General features: G+C 61.5%; 15 protein-coding genes and 1 tRNA gene. 9 read left to right on the top strand and 7 right to left on the bottom strand.

The features are described 5' to 3' along the window. Positions 1 to 139 precede the first annotated feature (139 nt). Both PP263_RS10610 and PP263_RS10605 read left to right on the top strand, forming a co-directional pair. Entirely contained in the window at positions 140 to 481 is a 342-nt protein-coding gene (locus PP263_RS10610; protein WP_308368405.1) for a hypothetical protein, read from the top strand. 66 nt (positions 482 to 547) lie between these two features. Next, a complete protein-coding gene (locus PP263_RS10605; RefSeq protein ID WP_308368403.1) occupies positions 548 to 1,237 on the top strand; it encodes a fimbria/pilus periplasmic chaperone in 690 nt (229 codons plus the stop codon). A gap of 128 nt (positions 1,238 to 1,365) precedes the next feature. Here the strand turns inward: PP263_RS10605 and PP263_RS10600 are convergent, their stop codons facing one another. Genes PP263_RS10600 through PP263_RS10585 form a run of 4 tightly spaced genes read right to left on the bottom strand, consistent with a single transcriptional unit; the run spans position 1,366 to position 6,445 of the window. Next, positions 1,366 to 2,364 carry a hypothetical protein gene (locus PP263_RS10600; RefSeq protein WP_308368402.1) on the bottom strand — a complete coding sequence of 333 codons (999 nt, stop codon included), beginning with the start codon at positions 2,362 to 2,364 and terminating at the stop codon, positions 1,366 to 1,368. Between the two features lie 55 nt (positions 2,365 to 2,419). Continuing rightward, positions 2,420 to 3,364 carry a hypothetical protein gene (locus PP263_RS10595; protein WP_308368400.1) on the bottom strand — a complete coding sequence of 315 codons (945 nt, stop codon included), beginning with the start codon at positions 3,362 to 3,364 and terminating at the stop codon, positions 2,420 to 2,422. Beyond that, the gene (locus PP263_RS10590; RefSeq protein WP_308368399.1) at positions 3,348 to 5,846 is read right to left on the bottom strand and encodes a TcfC E-set like domain-containing protein; all 2,499 of its coding nucleotides are present in this window, start codon (positions 5,844 to 5,846) and stop codon (positions 3,348 to 3,350) included. Before PP263_RS10590 ends, PP263_RS10595 begins: the two co-directional genes overlap by 17 nt. 47 nt (positions 5,847 to 5,893) lie before the next feature. Beyond that, complete coding sequence (locus tag PP263_RS10585; protein WP_308368398.1) at positions 5,894 to 6,445, bottom strand: hypothetical protein; 552 nt, start codon at positions 6,443 to 6,445, stop codon at positions 5,894 to 5,896. Positions 6,446 to 6,742: 297 nt separating this feature from the next. Between PP263_RS10585 and gltX the strand changes: the two genes are divergently transcribed. The 3 genes from gltX (at position 6,743) to PP263_RS10570 (ending at position 10,333) form a co-directional block, all read left to right on the top strand. Beyond that, entirely contained in the window at positions 6,743 to 8,218 is a 1,476-nt protein-coding gene (gene gltX, locus PP263_RS10580) for a glutamate--tRNA ligase (RefSeq protein ID WP_308368396.1), read from the top strand. A gap of 176 nt (positions 8,219 to 8,394) precedes the next feature. Beyond that, positions 8,395 to 8,470, top strand: a tRNA-Ala gene (locus PP263_RS10575). Between the two features lie 123 nt (positions 8,471 to 8,593). Continuing rightward, positions 8,594 to 10,333: a DEAD/DEAH box helicase gene (locus tag PP263_RS10570; protein ID WP_308368395.1), complete on the top strand. Its 1,740-nt coding sequence runs from the start codon at positions 8,594 to 8,596 to the stop codon at positions 10,331 to 10,333. Between the two features lie 193 nt (positions 10,334 to 10,526). On the opposite strand, the gene PP263_RS10565 is transcribed toward PP263_RS10570, so the two are convergent. Together PP263_RS10565 and PP263_RS10560 are read right to left on the bottom strand one after the other, a co-directional pair. Beyond that, a complete protein-coding gene (locus tag PP263_RS10565) occupies positions 10,527 to 11,066 on the bottom strand; it encodes a cytochrome b (RefSeq protein WP_308368394.1) in 540 nt (179 codons plus the stop codon). 74 nt (positions 11,067 to 11,140) lie between these two features. Then, a complete protein-coding gene (locus tag PP263_RS10560; RefSeq protein WP_308368393.1) occupies positions 11,141 to 12,061 on the bottom strand; it encodes a LysR family transcriptional regulator in 921 nt (306 codons plus the stop codon). 256 nt (positions 12,062 to 12,317) lie between these two features. Here PP263_RS10560 and metE point away from each other — a divergent pair, with 256 nt between their 5' ends. Further along, positions 12,318 to 14,552: a 5-methyltetrahydropteroyltriglutamate--homocysteine S-methyltransferase gene (metE, locus tag PP263_RS10555; protein ID WP_308368392.1), complete on the top strand. Its 2,235-nt coding sequence runs from the start codon at positions 12,318 to 12,320 to the stop codon at positions 14,550 to 14,552. Positions 14,553 to 14,731: 179 nt separating this feature from the next. Here the strand turns inward: metE and pepQ are convergent, their stop codons facing one another. Further along, on the bottom strand, positions 14,732 to 16,054 hold the full coding sequence (pepQ, locus tag PP263_RS10550) for a Xaa-Pro dipeptidase (RefSeq protein ID WP_308368390.1): 1,323 nt from the start codon (positions 16,052 to 16,054) through the stop codon (positions 14,732 to 14,734). 78 nt (positions 16,055 to 16,132) lie between these two features. On the opposite strand from pepQ, the gene purU reads away from it, so the two are divergent. The 3 genes from purU to PP263_RS10535 all read left to right on the top strand — a co-directional run bounded on the left by purU (position 16,133) and on the right by PP263_RS10535 (position 18,558). Next, positions 16,133 to 16,969 (top strand): formyltetrahydrofolate deformylase, encoded by an 837-nt coding sequence (gene purU, locus PP263_RS10545; RefSeq protein WP_308368389.1) that lies wholly within the window; start codon positions 16,133 to 16,135, stop codon positions 16,967 to 16,969. 108 nt (positions 16,970 to 17,077) lie between these two features. After that, the gene (locus PP263_RS10540; RefSeq protein WP_308368388.1) at positions 17,078 to 18,046 is read left to right on the top strand and encodes a hypothetical protein; all 969 of its coding nucleotides are present in this window, start codon (positions 17,078 to 17,080) and stop codon (positions 18,044 to 18,046) included. An 86-nt stretch (positions 18,047 to 18,132) separates the two neighbouring features. Beyond that, positions 18,133 to 18,558: a hypothetical protein gene (locus tag PP263_RS10535; RefSeq protein ID WP_308368387.1), complete on the top strand. Its 426-nt coding sequence runs from the start codon at positions 18,133 to 18,135 to the stop codon at positions 18,556 to 18,558. The last annotated feature ends 82 nt before the right edge of the window (positions 18,559 to 18,640 follow it).

Raw genomic sequence — 18,640 nt, 5'->3', positions numbered from 1 at the left:
CAGGGGTTCCGCGCGCCAGATATTGCGGGCGTACCGGGGAATCGCCTTGCAAAAATCACTGGGCTGATAGACTGGTAAGGTCAGTTAGTAAAGTATGGCAGGCCGCAGGGAATCGAAGTGGAAGTGGGAAATCTGCGTTATGGAATACGGAAAGTCCGCAATCTGCACACTGCTGTGTGGAGGGGTCATCCTCTCGGCCGCGACGAGTGGAGCCGAAACCACCACCACCACCACCAGCGCCTCTGCCTCCGCGCGAATCACTCTGTATGTCCCTCCCCGGGCGGAGTTGCGCCAGACCGAAGACCCGGGCATCGGGCAGTTGTGCCTCAGCCATATCCCCGCACATAGTTACTATCTGTCGATCCGGGATATCGGGGAGCAGACTGCAGCTGAAAAACGCCTGCCCGGTCAGGTCGGCAACTACTGTGTTCCGGTATCCAGCTCCCAGCAGGGCAAAATGGTTCTGATAGTGGCGGAATAGCGGTTTCCCCGCGGCTAGCGGCTCGGATAAAATGTGATATTTATCACGAAGTCGCTTGAACATGCTATGAAAAGAACCGTTGTCGCTTTCCTGCTATTGGTGGCACAGCCGGTATTGGCCGGTATGTCGCTGGACAAGATCATTGTTTACCTGGATGACTCCCCCAACGCCCGGGACGATATCGTGGTCTCCAACCCCGACAGGGAAAACCTGTACCTGCAGACGGAAATCTACCGGGTGGACAACCCGGGAATGCCGAACGAAAGACGCGTGCGCGTGGTGGACCCGAAAGAATTCAAGCTGCTGGTGAGCCCCGCCAGGGCGGTGCTTACCAGTGGCGAGCAGAAGCGCTTTCGGCTGATGTCGCTGGAGCGGGACCTGGACCGGGAAAAGGTCTACCGGGTGACCTTCAAGCCGGTGGTGGGGGATATCAAAACTGACAAGACCGCGCTGAAGATACTGGTGGCCTACCAGGCCCTGGTTTTTGTGCAGCCCGAGGGTGGAAGTTATCGCCTGGAAGTGGGCATGGAGAACGATACCTGGGTACTGAAGAACACCGGCAACATCAATGTGGAAGTGAGCGATGTGCAGCACTGCCAGAGCGAAGCCGGTTGCCGTCCCGTGGAGTTGAGCGGGCGGCTCTATGCGGGTGCCAGCCTGCCGATCGAGGAGAAACTGCTGGGTGGTGAGCTGGTGCTGCTGGCGCGTGGGCGGGAAACCGAGAAGGTGCGCCTGCCATTGTTGTACAAACGCTGACCGGCACGGTCGTATTCTGCTTGTAGGAGCGGCCGCTGGCCGCGATCAATCTGCGAAATAAACCACTATCGATCGCGGCCTGCGGCCGCCTGGGCACGTCGCTGCGCTCCTTTGCCCATCCTACAAGGCTATTCCAGCTCCACTGTCAGGGTCAGGGTATCGGTGTAGCTGGTATCTTGTGCTGTCCCAAGCGCTTCCGGTGCCACGCGAATGGTGATTTGCATATTTTCCTGGCCCAGGTTCTGACAGTCGTTATCGGCGTAGGAAGGCCAGTTGTTCGACGAGACGAGTCCCTCCGTCAGTTCTTCTCCCTGTCCGCTGGGCAGGTGCTCCACGGTTGTCGAATATTCCACTTGATCGATACCCTGTAGCAGAAATTGCCCGTTGCCACTGGCGCTGTCTGCGCTGATACGAAACAGCGCCCCCCCGCTGGCTCTCACACAAAAAGTCTGGCTGGCTTCGGCACCACTGCCGGCGTTTGCGGTGAGAGCCATATCCTGCAGGCCGCTGATGCGGATTTGTGCCTGGGTGTGCAGCTCGATACGAAATGGAAGGTCTACCAGCTGGGTGGTATTGCTCTGGCCATTACAAATTTCCGGGTCCGTGCCCCAGGTATAGCTGGAACCGCATTGATCGATGGTGAGATAGAAATTGCCGATATAGACACCGGGTTGCAGGTTGGCGCCGGGGTTGACCAGGCTCAGGGTCAGGCTGGCGGATCTCTGTAAGCCGTTGGCGCCGCCGGGAAATCGTGTGGAACTCTCCGTATCGGGGGAGAGAAGCTCGCTGCTGCCGCCGCTGGCGTACGTCAGGTTGACAGCAACAGCCTGGTTACCGTTACCCCTATCCCTCCTGAGGATAAAATTGGAACCGTTGTTGTCGCCTGAAACAGTCACCGAATAAGGAATAGCCTGCTCACACGTTTCTCCCCACCAAGTGGAACAGCTGCGCACCGTAAACTGCACTTCTGCCTGGTAACCCGGAGTGCTGTCGTAGGTGAACACGCTGGTGCTGTCTTCCAGGTTGCACACACCGATGAAACGCTCCGGATTGTTATCAGCTGGCGATGCTGCGCCGTTGTCACAGTCGCGCATATTGGTGGATTGCGCCAGGGGGCTGCCGGCCACAGCCCACAATAGAGCTGGTAAAATTAAGTGTCTCAGAAACTGCATACTGCTATGGCTAGTCCAGCTCTACGGTCAATGTCAGTGTGTCGGTATAACTGCTCTCCATAGCGTCGGCGATAGCACTCTGCTGAATGCGAATGCTGATCTGCATGTTTTCCCCGCTTCCCGTGCAGCCGTCCCACAAGCTGCCCGGCCAGCTGAGGGCTGAGGGTTGCCCTTCGGTAAGTTGTTCCTGTCCCGCGGAGGAAAGGCTTTCCATCCAGGTCTCATACTCGATCTGATCCACATTGCGCGCCAGTAGGAAACTGCCGTTGCCATTGCCGCTCCCGGCGGTGATGCCGAAGGGAGCCCCGCCCTGGCTGTAGACACAGAAAGTCTGCAGGGCTTCGGTCAGACCGGTGGGATTGGCATCGATGGCCATATCGCTTAAGCCGCTGATACGGATTTCAGGGGCGACCACGAGCTCAATGATTAACTCGATATCGGAAATATTTCTGCAATCAAAACAACCCTGCTGATCCAAAGAGAGTTGAAAAATTCCGGTATAGGTGTCCGGTAGTAGAGTGGCTCCGTTTGTCTCCAGGGTAGCGTCTATGAATACAGGGGCTGCATTGATCGATCCTTGAAAAGCAGCGCTCGGAGTATCTGGCAAGAGATTGGAAGTTGCTCCACTACTGTCGGTAAAATCCATACTTATGGCTGCCTGGCCACCGGGAGCGGAAAGCAGAAAATTGTTTCCGCTGGCAGTACCTTGCACAGTTACTATGTAATTGACGGGGAAAGACCAAATGAAAAATTGGTTGTAGCTGCGGACACTGAATGGAATCTCCCCTAACTCTGGAGATTGAGAATCGTAGATAAAGTCGTTGGGGTTGGTTAATCCGCAAACCCCGAGGAAGGTGTCTGAGTTACAGGGATCGCTCGGCTGTGCTATTGTGCTGGCGGTCCAGATGCAAAGTAAACCGAGCACCAGCAGCGTGGAATTAGCGCGCAGCAACACTGTTACGCTCCGTATCGCAATTCGCCTTATCCCAATCAATATCCCCCAAATTCAGCCAATGCTTTCCTCCCGTCTGCCCCGGCAAAGGCACCAGGCAGTTTCCCCATTGTACTTCCGGCGAGCGCAGAAACTGTGGATCGCTGTGCACTTCCATTTGGAAAACACCGAATTCGTCGGTAACCGCGGTGTATTCGCCGATGGAAATTTTCCTGTGCGCCACCGGCTGTCCGTCGCGTATCAGGCGGCCGAGGACCAGAATCACCGGCTGGATTTTGTATTCGGCGGCGGCTACGTTCCCCGGGTAGAGGGTAACGGTATCCTGTATTTCCCGATAGTCGTAAAAACCCTCCGCTATCGGGCGCAGCTGGATGTCGTAGCTTTTGAAGGAGGGCAGATTGACCACGGAGCGTCCGCCGCCTTTGGCGTAGCCGCGGCGCACGCCGTCCACCAGTATCTCGAACTGCTGGTCTTCGCCGCCGGCGATATCCACCAGCACCGCGCTGTTCAGGGCGCGCTCGCCGCCCCAGGCAAAGGCGTCGCCATCGGTCATCAGGTTGGTGCTGAAACTGCCCAGGTAATTGAGGGTACCGCCATCGTTTGCGTCGCTGTGGCGGTAGTCGAGGGTGGAGCTGAGTTGACCGCGGCGGCCGGCGACGCGGGTGCGGCTGCCCAGGGCGTATTCGTCCGCCGACACTTCGCTGGAAAACTGCTGGTGCACTTCCGTCGCCCAGCGGTCGCCGTCGCGCCAGCTGCTGTTGAATCCCGTTCGGCCGTTTTGGCCATCTTCGCGACCGCTGTCCGCGCGCAGGCGGGCACTGTGGTTCCAGTGGTCGCCGCGGAAGCGAAACTCGAAGGTGGCGGTGGTGAGTCCCCGACCGTCGGCGTCGCTGTGCGCCAGGGTCAGGTCTCCGTGCCAGTGGCGGTTACGGAAGAAGTCGCGGCGGTACTCCAGTGTTGTCAGCCGGGTGGCTCCGGTGTATTCGGTGTCCAGTATGAATTCGGGGGACTCGATATAGAGGTTGCGATCCCGTTCCGAGTAGCGCAGGGACAGGCGTCCGCCCATCAGGACGCCGGTGAGACCGGCGTTGCGCTGGCGGTAGCCGACTCCCAGGGGGCTGTAGCCGGTGGCTGCTTCGTCGCTTTCCTGCAGGCGGGTTTCCGACAGACTCAGGCTGAACAGCGGGGTTTTCAGCAGGGCATAGAGGCGGTGGCCGCTGCGGCCGTCGCTGGACTGGATCAGGCTGGGGGAAACTTCCAGGTATTCGCTGATCCAGCGCGCTCCCAGTTCCGCCAGCTGCTGGTCATCGCTGGAAGCCAGGTTGGCGAACAGGCCGGTGTCGTCGAACAGACGCCGGGCTATACCGGCCTGTACGAAATAGGTGTCCTGCTGTTCCGGCAACAGTTCCGTTTGCTCGAACCGGGCGGGTCTTCCCGCCTGGATCGTCCAGCGCCACTCGCCGGGTGCGGGCAACTGGGAGTCCTTGGCGAAGAACTCGCGCCGCTGTGCCAGGGGTCTGCCGCTCTCGTCGAAGGTGCGAATCTCCACTTCGTAGGCACCGCTGGGCAGGCTGGATGTATCCAGAAGGCGGTTTCCTGCCTCCAGCAGCTCGCTGTGGACCAGGCGGCCGTCCCGGTAGACTTCCACGCGGCCGCGCACCGGCATATTGATTTCCAGCGGAGCGCCCTGGTTGTAGCGATTGTCCCGCCGGCTGTTGTTGGAGCTGCGGTACTCCAGGCCGTAGAGGTAGGGGGAGGCCACAAAACTGCTGAAGCCGCCGGCCGGCTGGATCAGGCCGGCGGACCAGGCGCGACCGCGGTAGTCCCTGGTCAAGTGCAGCTGGGTGATCTGCGAGTTGCCGTCGTCGGTGGCGGACCACTGGCTGTGCAGGCCGCTCTCGCCGAAACTCAGGATCGACTGGCCGAACAATGAAGCGGTTTGCGAGTCGCCGGCGTCGGCCCTTACTCCGGACCAGGTGCCCGTGAGGTTCTGCATAAAGGAGAAGCCGCTGCTGGATTCCGGCAGGTAGGGGTCGGCAATGGCCGGCTCCTGGGGCAGTAATTCCGGGGCGAAAAACAGGTCGATACGAAAGCGGTCGCCGTCGTAGATCAGCGCGAACTGCTCCGGGGTGAGGAAGCCGCAGTCACGCTGCCGGCGCGAGCGGCACACCCTGTGGGAATTGCGTGGCTGGGGCCGGCGCAACTGCGCCAGGACGCCTTCCGGGTCCAGCGTGGGGGGCAGCAGTTCCAGAACCGCGGCGGGATCGCTGAAATGTACTGTGTACAAATCCACGGTGATCTGCGCCGCACCGATGGCGCGACCGCCGTAGTACAGATCGGCCACCAGCGGCTGCGCCTCCGTCAGATCGGCGAAGCCGTCCGGCGCCGCAGTATCCAGCGTAAAGGCCGCACTGGCCGCGAGCCCGAAATCGCTCCGGGCGCACAGCACCAGCGCGAGCAGGGCTCCCGCAAGCGCGCGATTCATTGAGATGGTGCACCGCCGACACATTGTCGGCGGTTGGGCCGGCTTGGCTACAGAGCGGTCACGGTGACCGTCAGAGTGTCGCTGTAGTTGGTTTCCACCGCTGACTCCCACTCCGTGGCACCGACAGTGACGAATACGCGGGCATTGTCGGTGTTGCAATCCAGGTTGCCATTGCGGGCAAAGCTGCCGGTGATATCGCCGTTGGTGTCGGCGGCGGTACCGGTAGTGCTGCTGGTGTTATTGATAAAGGCGGCGCTATAAGGCAGGTTCTGGCCGACGCCATTCAGTTGGAAAGGATCGGTGCCAGAGCCGCCGGTGGAACCGTTCTGGCTGGAGAGACTGACGCTGTAGTTGCCGAAGCCGATACCGCCCACACAGATATCCTCTGTACCTTCAATCGGGTTGCCGAGGGTGGCACCAGTAGTGTTCAGAGCCATATCGTCAAAGTTCTTGACGATAATTTGGGTGGGTACTGTGAGTGTGATATCGAAGTTGCCGCTGGAGTTGCTGCTGCCGGCGGTGCCGTCGGTAGCGGCAAAGCTATTAAAAGTCACAGCAGCCAGGGAAGCGGCAGCCAGGAGACGAAGTGTCGCGCGCATGGTGGTTCTCCAAGTTCTTGTTGTTCGGGTTTTGATCTTTGTATACCCGATACCCTTGATAGCATTGCGCCCGTATTCTCGCTTTAGGGGGAAAGATACAGGCGACAAGCGGGTGCAATGATACTTACTTGTGACATTGGTCACAAAATATTTGTGATGAATTACATGACACATTTTTTGCCGAGGATGGCTGTGTACAAAAATTAAACAGTCGGTTTTGCCTGTGCCCTATGCTTCTCCGGCGATATAATCCCGCGCCTCGAAAAGATCACCGTCAACCTCCAAACCAGGTTTGCCATGAGCGTAAGAACCCGAATTGCCCCCTCTCCCACCGGTGACCCCCATGTGGGCACCGCCTATATCGCCCTGTTCAATCAGTGCTTTGCCCGCGCCCAGGGCGGCCAGTTCGTGCTGCGTATCGAGGATACCGACCAGCAGCGCAGTACTCCCGAGTCGGAAAAGGCCATTCTCGACAGTCTGCGCTGGCTGGGCCTGGATTGGGACGAGGGCCCGGATGTGGGCGGCCCCCACGGTCCCTACCGTCAGAGCGAGCGCGGCGACATCTATCGCGAGTATTGCGACCAGCTGGTGGAGAAAGGCCACGCCTTCCACTGCTACCGCACCGCCGGAGAACTGGAGCTGTTGCGCGAACAACTGCGCGAGGCCGGCCGCACCGCCCTCAAGCCCAGCGACCTGGCCCTGCCGCCGGAAGAGGTGGAAAAACGCCGCGCCGCCGGCGAGCCTTATGTAGTGCGCATGCACGTGCCCGAGACCGGGACCTGCGTGGTGGAAGACTTGCTGCGCGGGCCCATCGAGATTGACTGGGCCCAGGTAGATGCGCAGATATTGCTCAAATCCGACGGCATGCCCACCTACCACCTGGCCAACGTGGTGGACGACCACCTGATGGAAATCACCCACGTCCTGCGCGGCGAGGAGTGGATCAACTCGGCGCCCAAGCACAAGCTGCTGTACGAGTACTTCGACTGGGTGATGCCGGTGCTCTGCCACCTGCCGCTGCTGCGCAACCCGGACAAGACCAAGCTGTCCAAGCGCAAGAACCCCACCTCCATCCTCTATTACCAGCGCGCGGGCTTTATGCCCGAGGCGCTGCTCAACTATCTGGGGCGCATGGGCTGGTCCATGCCCGACGAGCGCGAGAAGTTCTCCCTGGAGGAAATGCTCGAACATTTCGATATCCACCGGGTCTCCCTGGGCGGGCCGGTGTTCGACGTGGAGAAACTGTCCTGGCTGAACGGCCTGTGGATCCGCGAACTGGAGAACGAACAACTGGCGGACCGCCTGCACGACTGGCTGTTCAACCGCGAGAACCTGCTCAAGGTACTGCCCCACGCCCGCGAGCGCATGGAGACCTTCGGCGACTTCGCCCCCCTGGTCGGCTTCCTCGCCGCCGGCACGCTGCCGCTCACCGAGGCCGACTTCAGTGGCAATAAGCTGGAACTGGACGAGCAGAAAAAGCTGCTGCAGTTTGCCCTCTGGCGCCTGGAGGCGCTCAGGACCTGGGATCGCGACGGCATCTTCGAACAGGTGAAATCCCTGGCCACCGCCATGGAGATCAAACTCAAGGACTTCAATGCCCCGCTGTTCGTGGCCATCAGCGGAACCACGGCTTCCTTCTCGGTCATGGACGCTATGGTGCTGCTGGGTCCCGATCTCAGCCGCGCGCGCCTGCGCCACGCGGTGGAAGTGCTCGGCGGCGCCGGCAAGAAGGTGCTCAAGCGCTGGGAGAAGGAGTACGCCGCTCTGGTCTGAGCCCGGTTCGGGCGATCGGCAGTCCCCCCCACCCGCGCCGCCCCGGCACAGGTGGGTCCCCTGAGCTGGCCGCTCGATCGCTAACTACTTGATTAAAAAGTTATTTTTTTCCGGTTGACAGCCCGGCGCCCGGTGTTAGAATGCGCCCCGCTTTCGACGGAAAGCACACCAAATTTGGGGCTATAGCTCAGCTGGGAGAGCGCAACACTGGCAGTGTTGAGGTCAGCGGTTCGATCCCGCTTAGCTCCACCAAATTATCAAACCCCGCATCGCATGGTGCGGGGTTTTTTTTCCGCATGACCCCCGCCCTTCGGCTCGTGTCCCGCTCTTATACTTGCTGTTCCGGCCCCGCCGCCAGCCCCAAGCGTAACTACCATGACAGACTCCCAAACCGCCGCCAGCTTTTCCCAGCTCGAACTCCCCGCCGAAATCCTCAGCGCCGTTGAAAAGCTGGGCTACGAAACCCCATCCCCCATCCAGGCGGAGACGATTCCCTCCCTGCTGGCCGGCCGCGACCTGCTGGGCCAGGCGCAGACCGGCACCGGCAAGACCGCTGCCTTCGCGTTGCCGCTGCTGGCGCAGTTGGACCTGAAGGACCGCCGCCCCCAGGCGCTGGTGCTGGCGCCGACCCGGGAATTGGCGATCCAGGTGGCTGAAGCCTGCCAGTCCTATGCGCAGAACCTGCGCGGTTTCCATGTGGCGCCGATTTACGGCGGCGCCGATTACCGCGGGCAGATGCAGCAACTGAAGCGCGGCGTACAGCTGGTGGTGGGTACCCCCGGGCGGGTGATGGACCATATGCGCCGCGGCTCGCTGGATCTGTCCGGCCTGAAGACCCTGGTGCTGGATGAAGCCGACGAAATGCTGCGGATGGGCTTTATCGACGATGTTAAGTGGGTGTTGGAGCAGATTCCGGAGGAGCGCCAGATCGCGCTCTTCTCGGCAACCATGCCCAGGGAGATCGCCACCATCGCTCGCGAACACCTGCGCGACCCGGTGGAAGTGAAGATCCGCGTGAAAACCGAGACTGCGGAGACTATCCGCCAGCGCTACTGGCCCGTGGGCGGCCTGCACAAGCTGGACGCGCTCACCCGCATTCTGGAGGCGGAGCCGGTGGACGCGACGATTATTTTCGTACGCACCAAGAACAGCACTGTGGAGCTGGCGGACAAGCTGGCCGCGCGGGGGTTTGCCAGCGCCGCGCTGAACGGCGATATGGCGCAGAACCTGCGCGAGGCGGTGATCGACAAACTGAAGAAAGGCAAGCTGGATATCGTGGTGGCCACCGATGTGGCTGCCCGCGGCCTGGACGTGGCGCGTATCAGCCATGTGATCAACTACGATATCCCCTACGACGCCGAGGCCTATATCCACCGTATCGGCCGCACCGGCCGCGCCGGGCGGGAGGGCGATGCGATCCTGTTTGTGGCGCCGCGGGAGCGGCGCATGCTGCGAGTGATTGAAAAGGCCACCAAAAAGCCGATTGAGCAACTGCAACTGCCCAGCGCCGCCGCGGTCAACGACGCGCGTATGCAGCGCTTCCGCGAGCGCATTACCACCACTCTGGAGGGCGCTACCGATCTGGCGCCCTACCGCCAGTTGGTCGAGGAATACCTGGCACAGGCCGAAGCCGACCCGCTGGATGTCGCCGCAGCCCTGGCCGCCATGGCCCAGGGCGACCAGCCGCTGCTGGTCAAAGAACAGGAGCACAAGCCTCGGGAGAGAACAGAGAGGCGGGAGCGCCGCGAGCGCGATGAAGATTTTGAAAGCCGGGGCCGCAAGAAAGGCGGCTACGAAAAGGACAAAAAAATGCCGCCGCCGGACGAGGGCTTGGAGCGCTTCCGCATTGAGGTGGGTCGCGAGGCCGGGGTGAAACCGGGCAATATTGTCGGCGCCATCGCCAACGAAGTGGAGCTGGACAGCTCCTATATCGGGCGTATCGAAATCTACCCGGAATACACCACTGTGGACCTGCCCGAAGGCATGCCTAAGGACATTCTGCAACACCTGAAAAAAGTGCGGGTGGCCGGCAAGGCGATGAATATTTCCCGCCTGGCTGAGGGCGGTGGTGGCAAGCCGCGCGGCAAACCGAAAGGACGCAAGCCCAAACAATAGCGCCCCGCGTCTTTCGTCATACCGGTATTCGCCGGTATGACCGTGGTGTGTTCAAGTGTGAAAAGGGCGAAGGGTCCGATCGCGGCCATGGGCCGCTCCTACCACAATCGTCGTCATTCCGGCGCAGGCCGGCCTTGAGGCTGGCACTGGATGCCGGTATGACTACGGTGTCTTCAAGCGCGTTGCCGAACTTTTATCGCTGCGGAAACATCCGCGTCAGGGTATTGTCCCGCACCACAAAGTGATGCCAAAGTGCCGCGGCAATATGAACGGCCAGTAACACCAGCAGGCTGTTCCACAGCAGCTCCTTGTGCACGAACGCCAGTTGTTTGGCGACGTCCATATTTTCCGGCAGCAGGCGGGGCAGGGCGAAGAGGCCGAAGAACTCGGTGTCCCGGCCGGCAAGCTGGCGCATGGAGAAGCCCGAGAGAGGCATGGCCAGCAGGATCAGGTACAGGATACCGTGCATCAGCGAGGAGAACTTCTGTTGCCAGGCTGCACCGGTGACGGCCGGTCGCGGGTGGCGCGCGCGCCAGTAGAGGCGCAGCGTCACCAGCAGCAAAATGGTCAATCCCAGGGAAAAATGCAGTGCGGTCCACCAGCTGCGCATGGGATCGCCGCGTTCATAAAATTCATGCAGTTCCACCGCGCCCCAGGCGCAGAGCAGCAGTACGGCAACCAGCCAGTGTAAGCCCTTGCTTACCGGGTTCCAGCGGTCGGTGTTGGTTTGCATGGGTGTTTCCCCTTATATTTCGCGGAAGCTACATTAGCGTGTCGGGAAGCATTTGTCTCGCGGGAATTCTGCCTTCAGTTCGCAGTGCGAATACCCTTTAAATCGGCAAAACTGGTCTCCCGCGCAGTATGTAAAAAATCCTCCAGAAATGCCTGCTCCAGCATCTCCTCGCGCACCGCCGCGTAGAGGGTGCTCCACAGTCCTTTTTCCCCCAATCGCAACTGGGCGATAAAGCCCTTCTGCAGATATTCATGTAGCGCCCAGTTGGGCAGCGCGCAGACGCCGCGGCCGCTGGCCGCCAGCTGCACCATCATTACGGTGAGTTCCGCGGTGCGTATTTCCGCCGGTTCCACGCCGGCGGGGTCGAGGAAGTGCTGGAAGATATCCAGCCGCTCCCGTTCCACCGGGTAGGTGATCTGCACCTCGCCGGCCAGATCCACCGGGGCCACCCAGCTCTTCTCCGCCAGCGGGTGTTTGCGGCTCACCGCCAGGCACATCTCGAAGCTGAACAGTGGTTGGTAGTGGATGCCTTTCAGTTCCGGGTCCGGGTTGGAGGTCACCACCAGGTCCAGGTCGCCGCGCACCAGCGCAGGCAATGGCGCGAAGTGGAAGCCGCTGGAAAGGTCCAGTTCCACCTCCGGCCAGTTGTCCCGGTAATGGTCCAGGGTGGGCATCAGCCATTGATAGCAGCTGTGGCACTCGATGGCGATATTCAGCCGCCCCGCCTGGCCGGAGGCCAGCCGCGCCAGGTCCCGCTGGGCCAGCGTCACTCGGGGCATGACCTCGTCCGCCAGCTGCAGCAGCCGCAGCCCGGCGCTGGTAAAGCGCAGCGGGCGCGACTTGCGCACGAACAGCGCCTGGTCGTGCCGCTCCTCCATCTCGCGGAACAGGTGGGAGAGGGCGGACTGGGTCAGGTGCAGCCGCTCCGCGGCGCGCACCATGCTGCCGGTCTCCCGCAGCAAAGTAAGCGCCCGCAAATGTCGCAGTTCGATCATCTTTAGGAAAATTCACGTTCAGGGCAAAAAATATGAAATTGATTGAATAACACCTGCCCCTCAGAATCAACCCCGAATTTCCGCCGGGAGCGCCGAGCCCCAGCTCGGCTACGGGCCGCAGGCCCGTCTCCCGCAGGAGCGGCCCGTGGCCGCGATCGGACTCTGCCCATTCTTCGAGCATCGATCGCGGCCATGGGCGGACGGCCGCCCCGCCGCTCCTACAGAACGATCAGCGAATTGACAGGAAGGAAGGCAAATGACACAGACACATATCCTCGGCTACCCGCGCATCGGCGCCGGCCGCGAACTGAAAAAGGCCCAGGAGGCCTACTGGAAAGGCGATATTTCGCAACAGGAGCTGCTGGCGGTGGGCGCGGAGATTCGCCGCGGTAACTGGCGGGCGCAGCGGGATGCGGGGCTCTCCCGCGTCGCCGTGGGCGATTTCGCCTGGTACGACCAGGTGCTCAACCACACACTGATGTTCGGCGTGGTGCCGGCGCGCTTCGATGAGGGTGCCGCGGACAGCAAGCTGGACCAGTACTTCCGCCTGGCGCGCGGCCGCGCGCCGTCCGGCGAGCCGGTGGCGGCCAGCGCCATGACCAAATGGTTCGATACCAACTACCACTACCTGGTGCCGGAATTTGCCGCGGACCAGTCGTTCGCGCTGGACAGCGATTGGCTGCTGGAAGAGGTGCGCGAGGCCCAGTCCCAGGGGCACAGCGCCAAGCCGGTGGTGATAGGCCCGCTGACCTACCTGTGGCTGGGTCGCGCCGAGGGCGAGGCGCTGGATCTGCTGCCGAAACTGCTGCCCTGCTACGAACAGCTGCTGCAGCAGATCGCCGGCGCCGGTGTCGACTGGGTGCAGATCGACGAGCCGATCCTGGGGCTGGACCTGCCCGCAACCTGGTGCGATATCTTCGCGCCGGCGTACCAGCAGCTCGCCGCGGCCGCGCCTTCGCTCAAGCTGCTGCTGGCCACCTATTTTTCCTCCCTGCGGGAAAACCTGCCCCTGGCCTTCTCCCTGCCGGTGGCCGGGGTGCATATCGACTGCGTGCGCGGGCCGGAAGAACTGCCCGCGGCCGTGGAGGCGCTGGGCGAAAACCAGGTGCTGTCCCTCGGCGTGTTGAACGGGCGCAATGTCTGGCGCGGCGACCTGGGCAAATGGCACCGACAGCTGCAGCCGCTGGAGCAGCAACTGGGCGAGCGCCTGTGGCTTTCCGCCAGCTGTTCGCTGCTGCACTGCCCGGTGGACCTGGAAACGGAGACCGCACTGCCCGCGGAACAGCTGCGGAAACTGGCCTACAGCCGTCAGAAGCTCAATGAACTCGGCCAGTTGCAGTCCCTCCTGAAGGGCGAGGCGACCGCCGGTGAAGAATCCGCGACGCCCTCGGCGGCCACCGCGGTGGCGGCGGAACTGGAGGACACTTGGCGTCCGCAAGCCTACGGGGAGCGCGCCGCCCTGCAGCGCGAGCGCTGGCAACTGCCGCCGCTGCCCACCACCACCATCGGTTCCTTCCCGCAAACTGACCTGCTGCGCAGTGTGCGCAAACAGTTTCGCAATGGGGAGATTTCCGAAACGGATTACAAGGAACACCTGCGCGCGGAAATCGCCGAAGCCATCCGCCGCCAGGAAATACTCGGCCTGGATGTGCTGGTGCACGGCGAGGCGGAGCGCAACGACATGGTGGAATATTTCGGCGAGCAGTTGGATGGATTTGTACACACCGGCAACGGCTGGGTACAGAGCTACGGTTCCCGCTGCGTAAAGCCGCCGATCATTTTTGGAGATATCTCCCGCCCCGAACCTATGACCGTGGAGTGGAGCAGCTACGCCCAGAGCCTGACCAAAAAACCGGTCAAGGGCATGCTCACCGGGCCGGTGACCATTCTCAACTGGTCGTTCCCCCGCGAGGATATTCCGCGCAGCGAGAGCTGCCTGCAAATCGCCAAGGCGCTGCGGCAGGAAGTGCTCGACCTGGAAGCCGCCGGCATCGGCATTATCCAGATCGACGAGCCGGCCCTGCGCGAAGGGGTACCGCTGCGGGAATCGGAGCACCAGGATTATTTCAGCTGGGCGGTGGCCTGTTTCCGCTATACCTGCAGCAAGGTGAAGCCGGAGACCCAGATCCATACCCATATGTGCTACAGCAACTTCAACGCAATCATGAATGCGATAGTGGCGCTGGACGCGGATGTCATCACCATCGAGTCCGCGCGTTCGGATCTGCAACTGCTGCACGCCTTTGCCGGCAAGAACGGCGGTTACCCGAACGAAATAGGCCCGGGCATTTACGATATCCACTCGCCCAATGTGCCGGAGCGGGAGGAATTGGTGGCGCGGCTGAGAAAAATCGCCGAAGCGATCCCCCCGGAAAAGCTCTGGGTGAATCCTGATTGCGGCCTCAAGACCCGCAACTGGGCGGAGGTGGGTACGTCGCTGCTGAATATGGTGGAGGCGGCGCGCACTTTGCGCGCGGAATTGGCGGCCTGATTTTCTTAAAAAATTGATCGCGGGCATGGCCCGCTCCTACCAGGACCCTGTAGGAGCGGGCCATGCCCGCGATCGGGTTCTCAGTTGGCAGGAAGTCTGATCGCGGCCATGGGCGGATGGCCGCCCCGCCGCTCCTACAGGGCGAATAGTAAGAAGGGAAAGCGCGATCCCGGGGGAATCTATTCCGCGTAGCAGTCCCGGGTCATGTTCTCCACCCGGTCCGCATGCACTATCACATTGTCCTCGATACGCACACCGCCGTAGGGGCGGAAGGCGTCCACCTTGTCCCAGTTCACCTCCTTCGCCAGAGGGGAGTCTTTCAACTCCGCCAGCAGGCTGTCGATAAAGTAGAGTCCCGGTTCGATGGTGAACACCTGGCCCGCCTCGATGGTGCGGGTGGTGCGCAGGAAGGGGTATTCCGCCAGCGGTGGGGTGGTACCGCCCTCCGGCGCCGTCTGGTGGCCGCCCACATCGTGCACCTGCAGGCCGAGGAAGTGGCCCAGGCCGTGGGGGAGGAAGGTGCGGCTGAGGCCGGATTCCACCGCGCTCTCCGGCGACGTCGCGATCACGCCGAACCGCTGCAGGATCCCGGCCACCCTGAGATGGCAGTCCCGGTGCAGGTCCGGGTAGGCCAGGCCCACCCGCATCTGTGCCACCAGGCCCTGTTGCATCTCGTCCATTGCCTGGACCAGTGTCGCGTAGTCGCCGTCGCGGAAGGCGTAGCTGCGGGTGATATCCGCGGCGTAACCGTGGCAGTCGGCCCCCGCGTCTATCAGGAAGCTTTTCAGGTTTGCTTCCGGCAAACGCTCGGTGGACAGGTGGGTGTAGTGCAGGATAGCCGCGTGGCTGTTGAGCGCGACGATATTGCCGTAGGGCATACGGTTCTCGCCCTGGCCGGCAGCCGCCAGGTAGGCCATGTTGATCTCGAACTCGCTGGCGCCGCCGCGGAAGGCGTCCTCCGCGGCCCGGTGGGCCCCCACCGCGATGCGGTTGGCCTCCCGCAGGCAGGCCATTTCGTAGGGGGTCTTGTAGGCCCGCGCCCAGTGCAGCCGGGCGATCAGGGCTTCCGGGTTGGGGATGCCGATGGGCCAGCCGTCGAGGCTCTGGGTCTCGCCGATAAAGGCCGTCTTTTCAAGGGAAGAGTTGTCGCCGAGAAATGCCTTTGCATCCGCCGGTTTGCCCAGCAGCTCGATATCGTAGTGATCGCTCCAGAAGGTGTCCGGCGCCGGCGGCACATAGTGCCAGAAGTCCACCGGGCGGTAGAACAGCAGTCTGGGCTTCTGCCCGCGGCGGTAGATGATCCAGCTGTGGGGGTTGTCGGTGACCGGCACCAGGGCCTTGAACTGCGGGTTGGCTTTGAACGGATAGTAGTTGTCGTCCTGGAACTGTACTTTGGGCGCGCCGCTGAAGACATTCAGGGTGTCGTAGCCGCACTCCTCGAGGATGGCGTCGTAGCGGTTGCGCAGGATGGCGATATGCTCGGCATAGAGGTTCTTGTCCATAACAGCCCTTAGTGTGTGAATCAATAATCCGCCATAGTGTATAGTTTGGGCACCGAACGTTTGGCCTGAATTTTGACCATGGAAAAGAAGATACTGCTGACCGACTGCCCCGATGCCAAGGGCCTGATCGCCAAGATCACCAATATTTGCTACAAGCACCAGCTCAATATCACCAAGAACGACGAGTTCGTGGATCGGCAGCAGGGGCGATTCTTCATGCGCACGGCGCTGGAGGGCAATTTCAACGATACCACCCTGCTGGAGGACCTGGACATGGCCCTGCCGGAGGGCGCGGAGCGGCGCCTGGTGGCCAGCGGGCGCAAGCGCCTGGTGCTGATGGTCACCCGCGAGCCCCACTGCCTGGGCGACATCCTGATGAAGTGCTACTCCGGGGCCCTGGATGTGGAGATCGCCGCGGTGATCGGCAACCACCCGGACCTGGGCGGGCTGGTGGAGAAGTTCGATATCCCCTTCCACTGCCTGCCGGCGGACGGCCTGGAACGGGAGCAGCACGAGGAGCGGGTTGCGGCGCTGGTGGACGGCTACCAGCCGGATTACCTGGTGCTGGCCAAATATATGCGCGTGCTCACCCCCGCTTTCGTAACCCGCTACCGGGGGCGGATCATCAATATTCACCACTCCTTTTTACCGGCATTCATCGGCGCCAGACCCTATCAGCAGGCGTTTGCCCGCGGAGTGAAGATCATCGGCGCCACTGCCCATTTCGTCACCAACGATCTGGACGAGGGGCCGATCATCGAGCAGGACATCATTCATGTGGACCACGCCTATTCCGCCGATGCCATGGCGACTGCCGGGCGCGATGTGGAGAAACTGGTACTGAGCCGTGCGTTACAACTGGTTTTGGAGGAGCGGGTGTTTATTCACGGCAACAAGACCGTAGTATTCAAATAGCCCTTTTGTCGGGACCACTATCGGATTGCAAGCTGCCGGTTTTCCCGTCGGATGGGGAATTCAAAAATCCGTGCGCTGTATGCCCGGCAACGATCAGAGGAGCGGACTATGGATCAGTACCCGATCCTGAATTTCATCACACAGGACCCGCACTACAGCGACTACCGGCCGGCAGTGGGGCCCGACGGGACGGTTGTCATTTTCGAGCGGACAGTATTCCAGTCCGGAGCCCCCGCCGGCGATACCACCCTCTATGTGGTCGACGATCTGGGCGATCCCGATCCGGTCGTATTCATACCGGCGGGGGGCCCCGATCAACAGACGCGGGCGGATTGGTGTTGGGCGGCGAACACCGTCGCTTTCAACGGAGATGCGCAATCCGTCTGGATCGCGGACGGCGACGGCACCTCGCCGTGGCAGATCGGCGGCACAAATGGCCTCAATTATCCGGCCTGGTCCCCGGACGGGGCGACGCTCACCGTCGAGAACGGCAGCACTTCGGCGAAGCCGCGGCCGAGCAACAGCCGGATCGACACATCCGGCGGAATAGTCTGGGCCAACATGAACGGCAGTGACGCCGATGGCAATGCGCTGTTTGGCGGCATGCCCGCGGTGAATCCGGTCAACGACCTGCTGGTGGCTTTTGCCGGCCAACCCGACATTGCAAACTGGCCCAAGGGGTCACACCCGGCACCCAGTGGATACAACCAGGATGCCAATTACATTTTCCTCAATTCCGGGAATGCCCCTGTATTCACCTCGGCACCGCTCGAACAGGGCGCCCCGATAGACTGCTACAACGAACAGTACCAGGGGCGCGCACCCGCCTGGTCGCCGGACGGCCGCTATGTCGTCTTTGAATCGGCGCGCAGTGGGGAAGGTTATGCCATTTACCTGTTCGACACGAAAAATCCCGGGAAGGCCTCGAAGCAGCTGACCGATCCGGGCTATCAGGCACAGCATGCGAAGTTTTTTCCGGACGGGACAAAACTGGCGCTCGTTGCCCTGCAGAGTCCGGGAGCGACGGGAACCCCGAACGGAATTGCCTGGATCGATATATCCGGGTATCTGGAGTAGCTGGCGGACTTGTATTGTGGTTGTTGGAACCAAAAAACAAAATTTTATACGGCGCTGGAAGAATGGCGCGGAGCGAGGAGATCTGAATGAAAAAAGCAACAGTGAGTAGTTTTATTCGAGCCTTTGGGCTTCGGCGGTTTGTGGCTTTTTCCCTGCCGCTGTTTGTTCTCGCTTGTGCCAGTGAGCAGCCGCTGCCGATACCGGGTCTGAAGGAATCCTTTCACACGGAGATCGCGGCCAATGGCGCCAAGCGCTTCACCTATTCTCTGGAAGTACTGCGCGCGGGTGTGCCGCGCCCCTTTACCGAAAGCGGCGTCGGCGGCAGCCGCATGGGCCGCAATATGGCGCACAATGGCAGCGGGGTGCGCAGCGAGTTGCAGTTTGATCGGGCCATGGAACAGAAACTGACTGAGACCGGATTTTGCCGCCAGGGGTATTTCGAACTGGAGCGCAGCGTCTACGCTGCTGGCGGCGAAGTGCGCGGTGAGTGCCGAGAGGGCGCTGAGCGCTAGCGGACTTCGGGCTGTTGCGAGCATTTTGCAACAGCCCGCTTCCTGATGTGACGTGATATTTCACTAAAATGTCCTCTAAAAA

The organism is Microbulbifer sp. TB1203 (genome assembly GCF_030997045.1).
In the GTDB taxonomy this organism is placed as follows: Bacteria; Pseudomonadota; Gammaproteobacteria; order Pseudomonadales; family Cellvibrionaceae; genus Microbulbifer.
The sequence above is the reverse complement of the archived record's forward strand: the minus strand, read 5'-3'. Positions and strand labels throughout refer to the sequence as shown.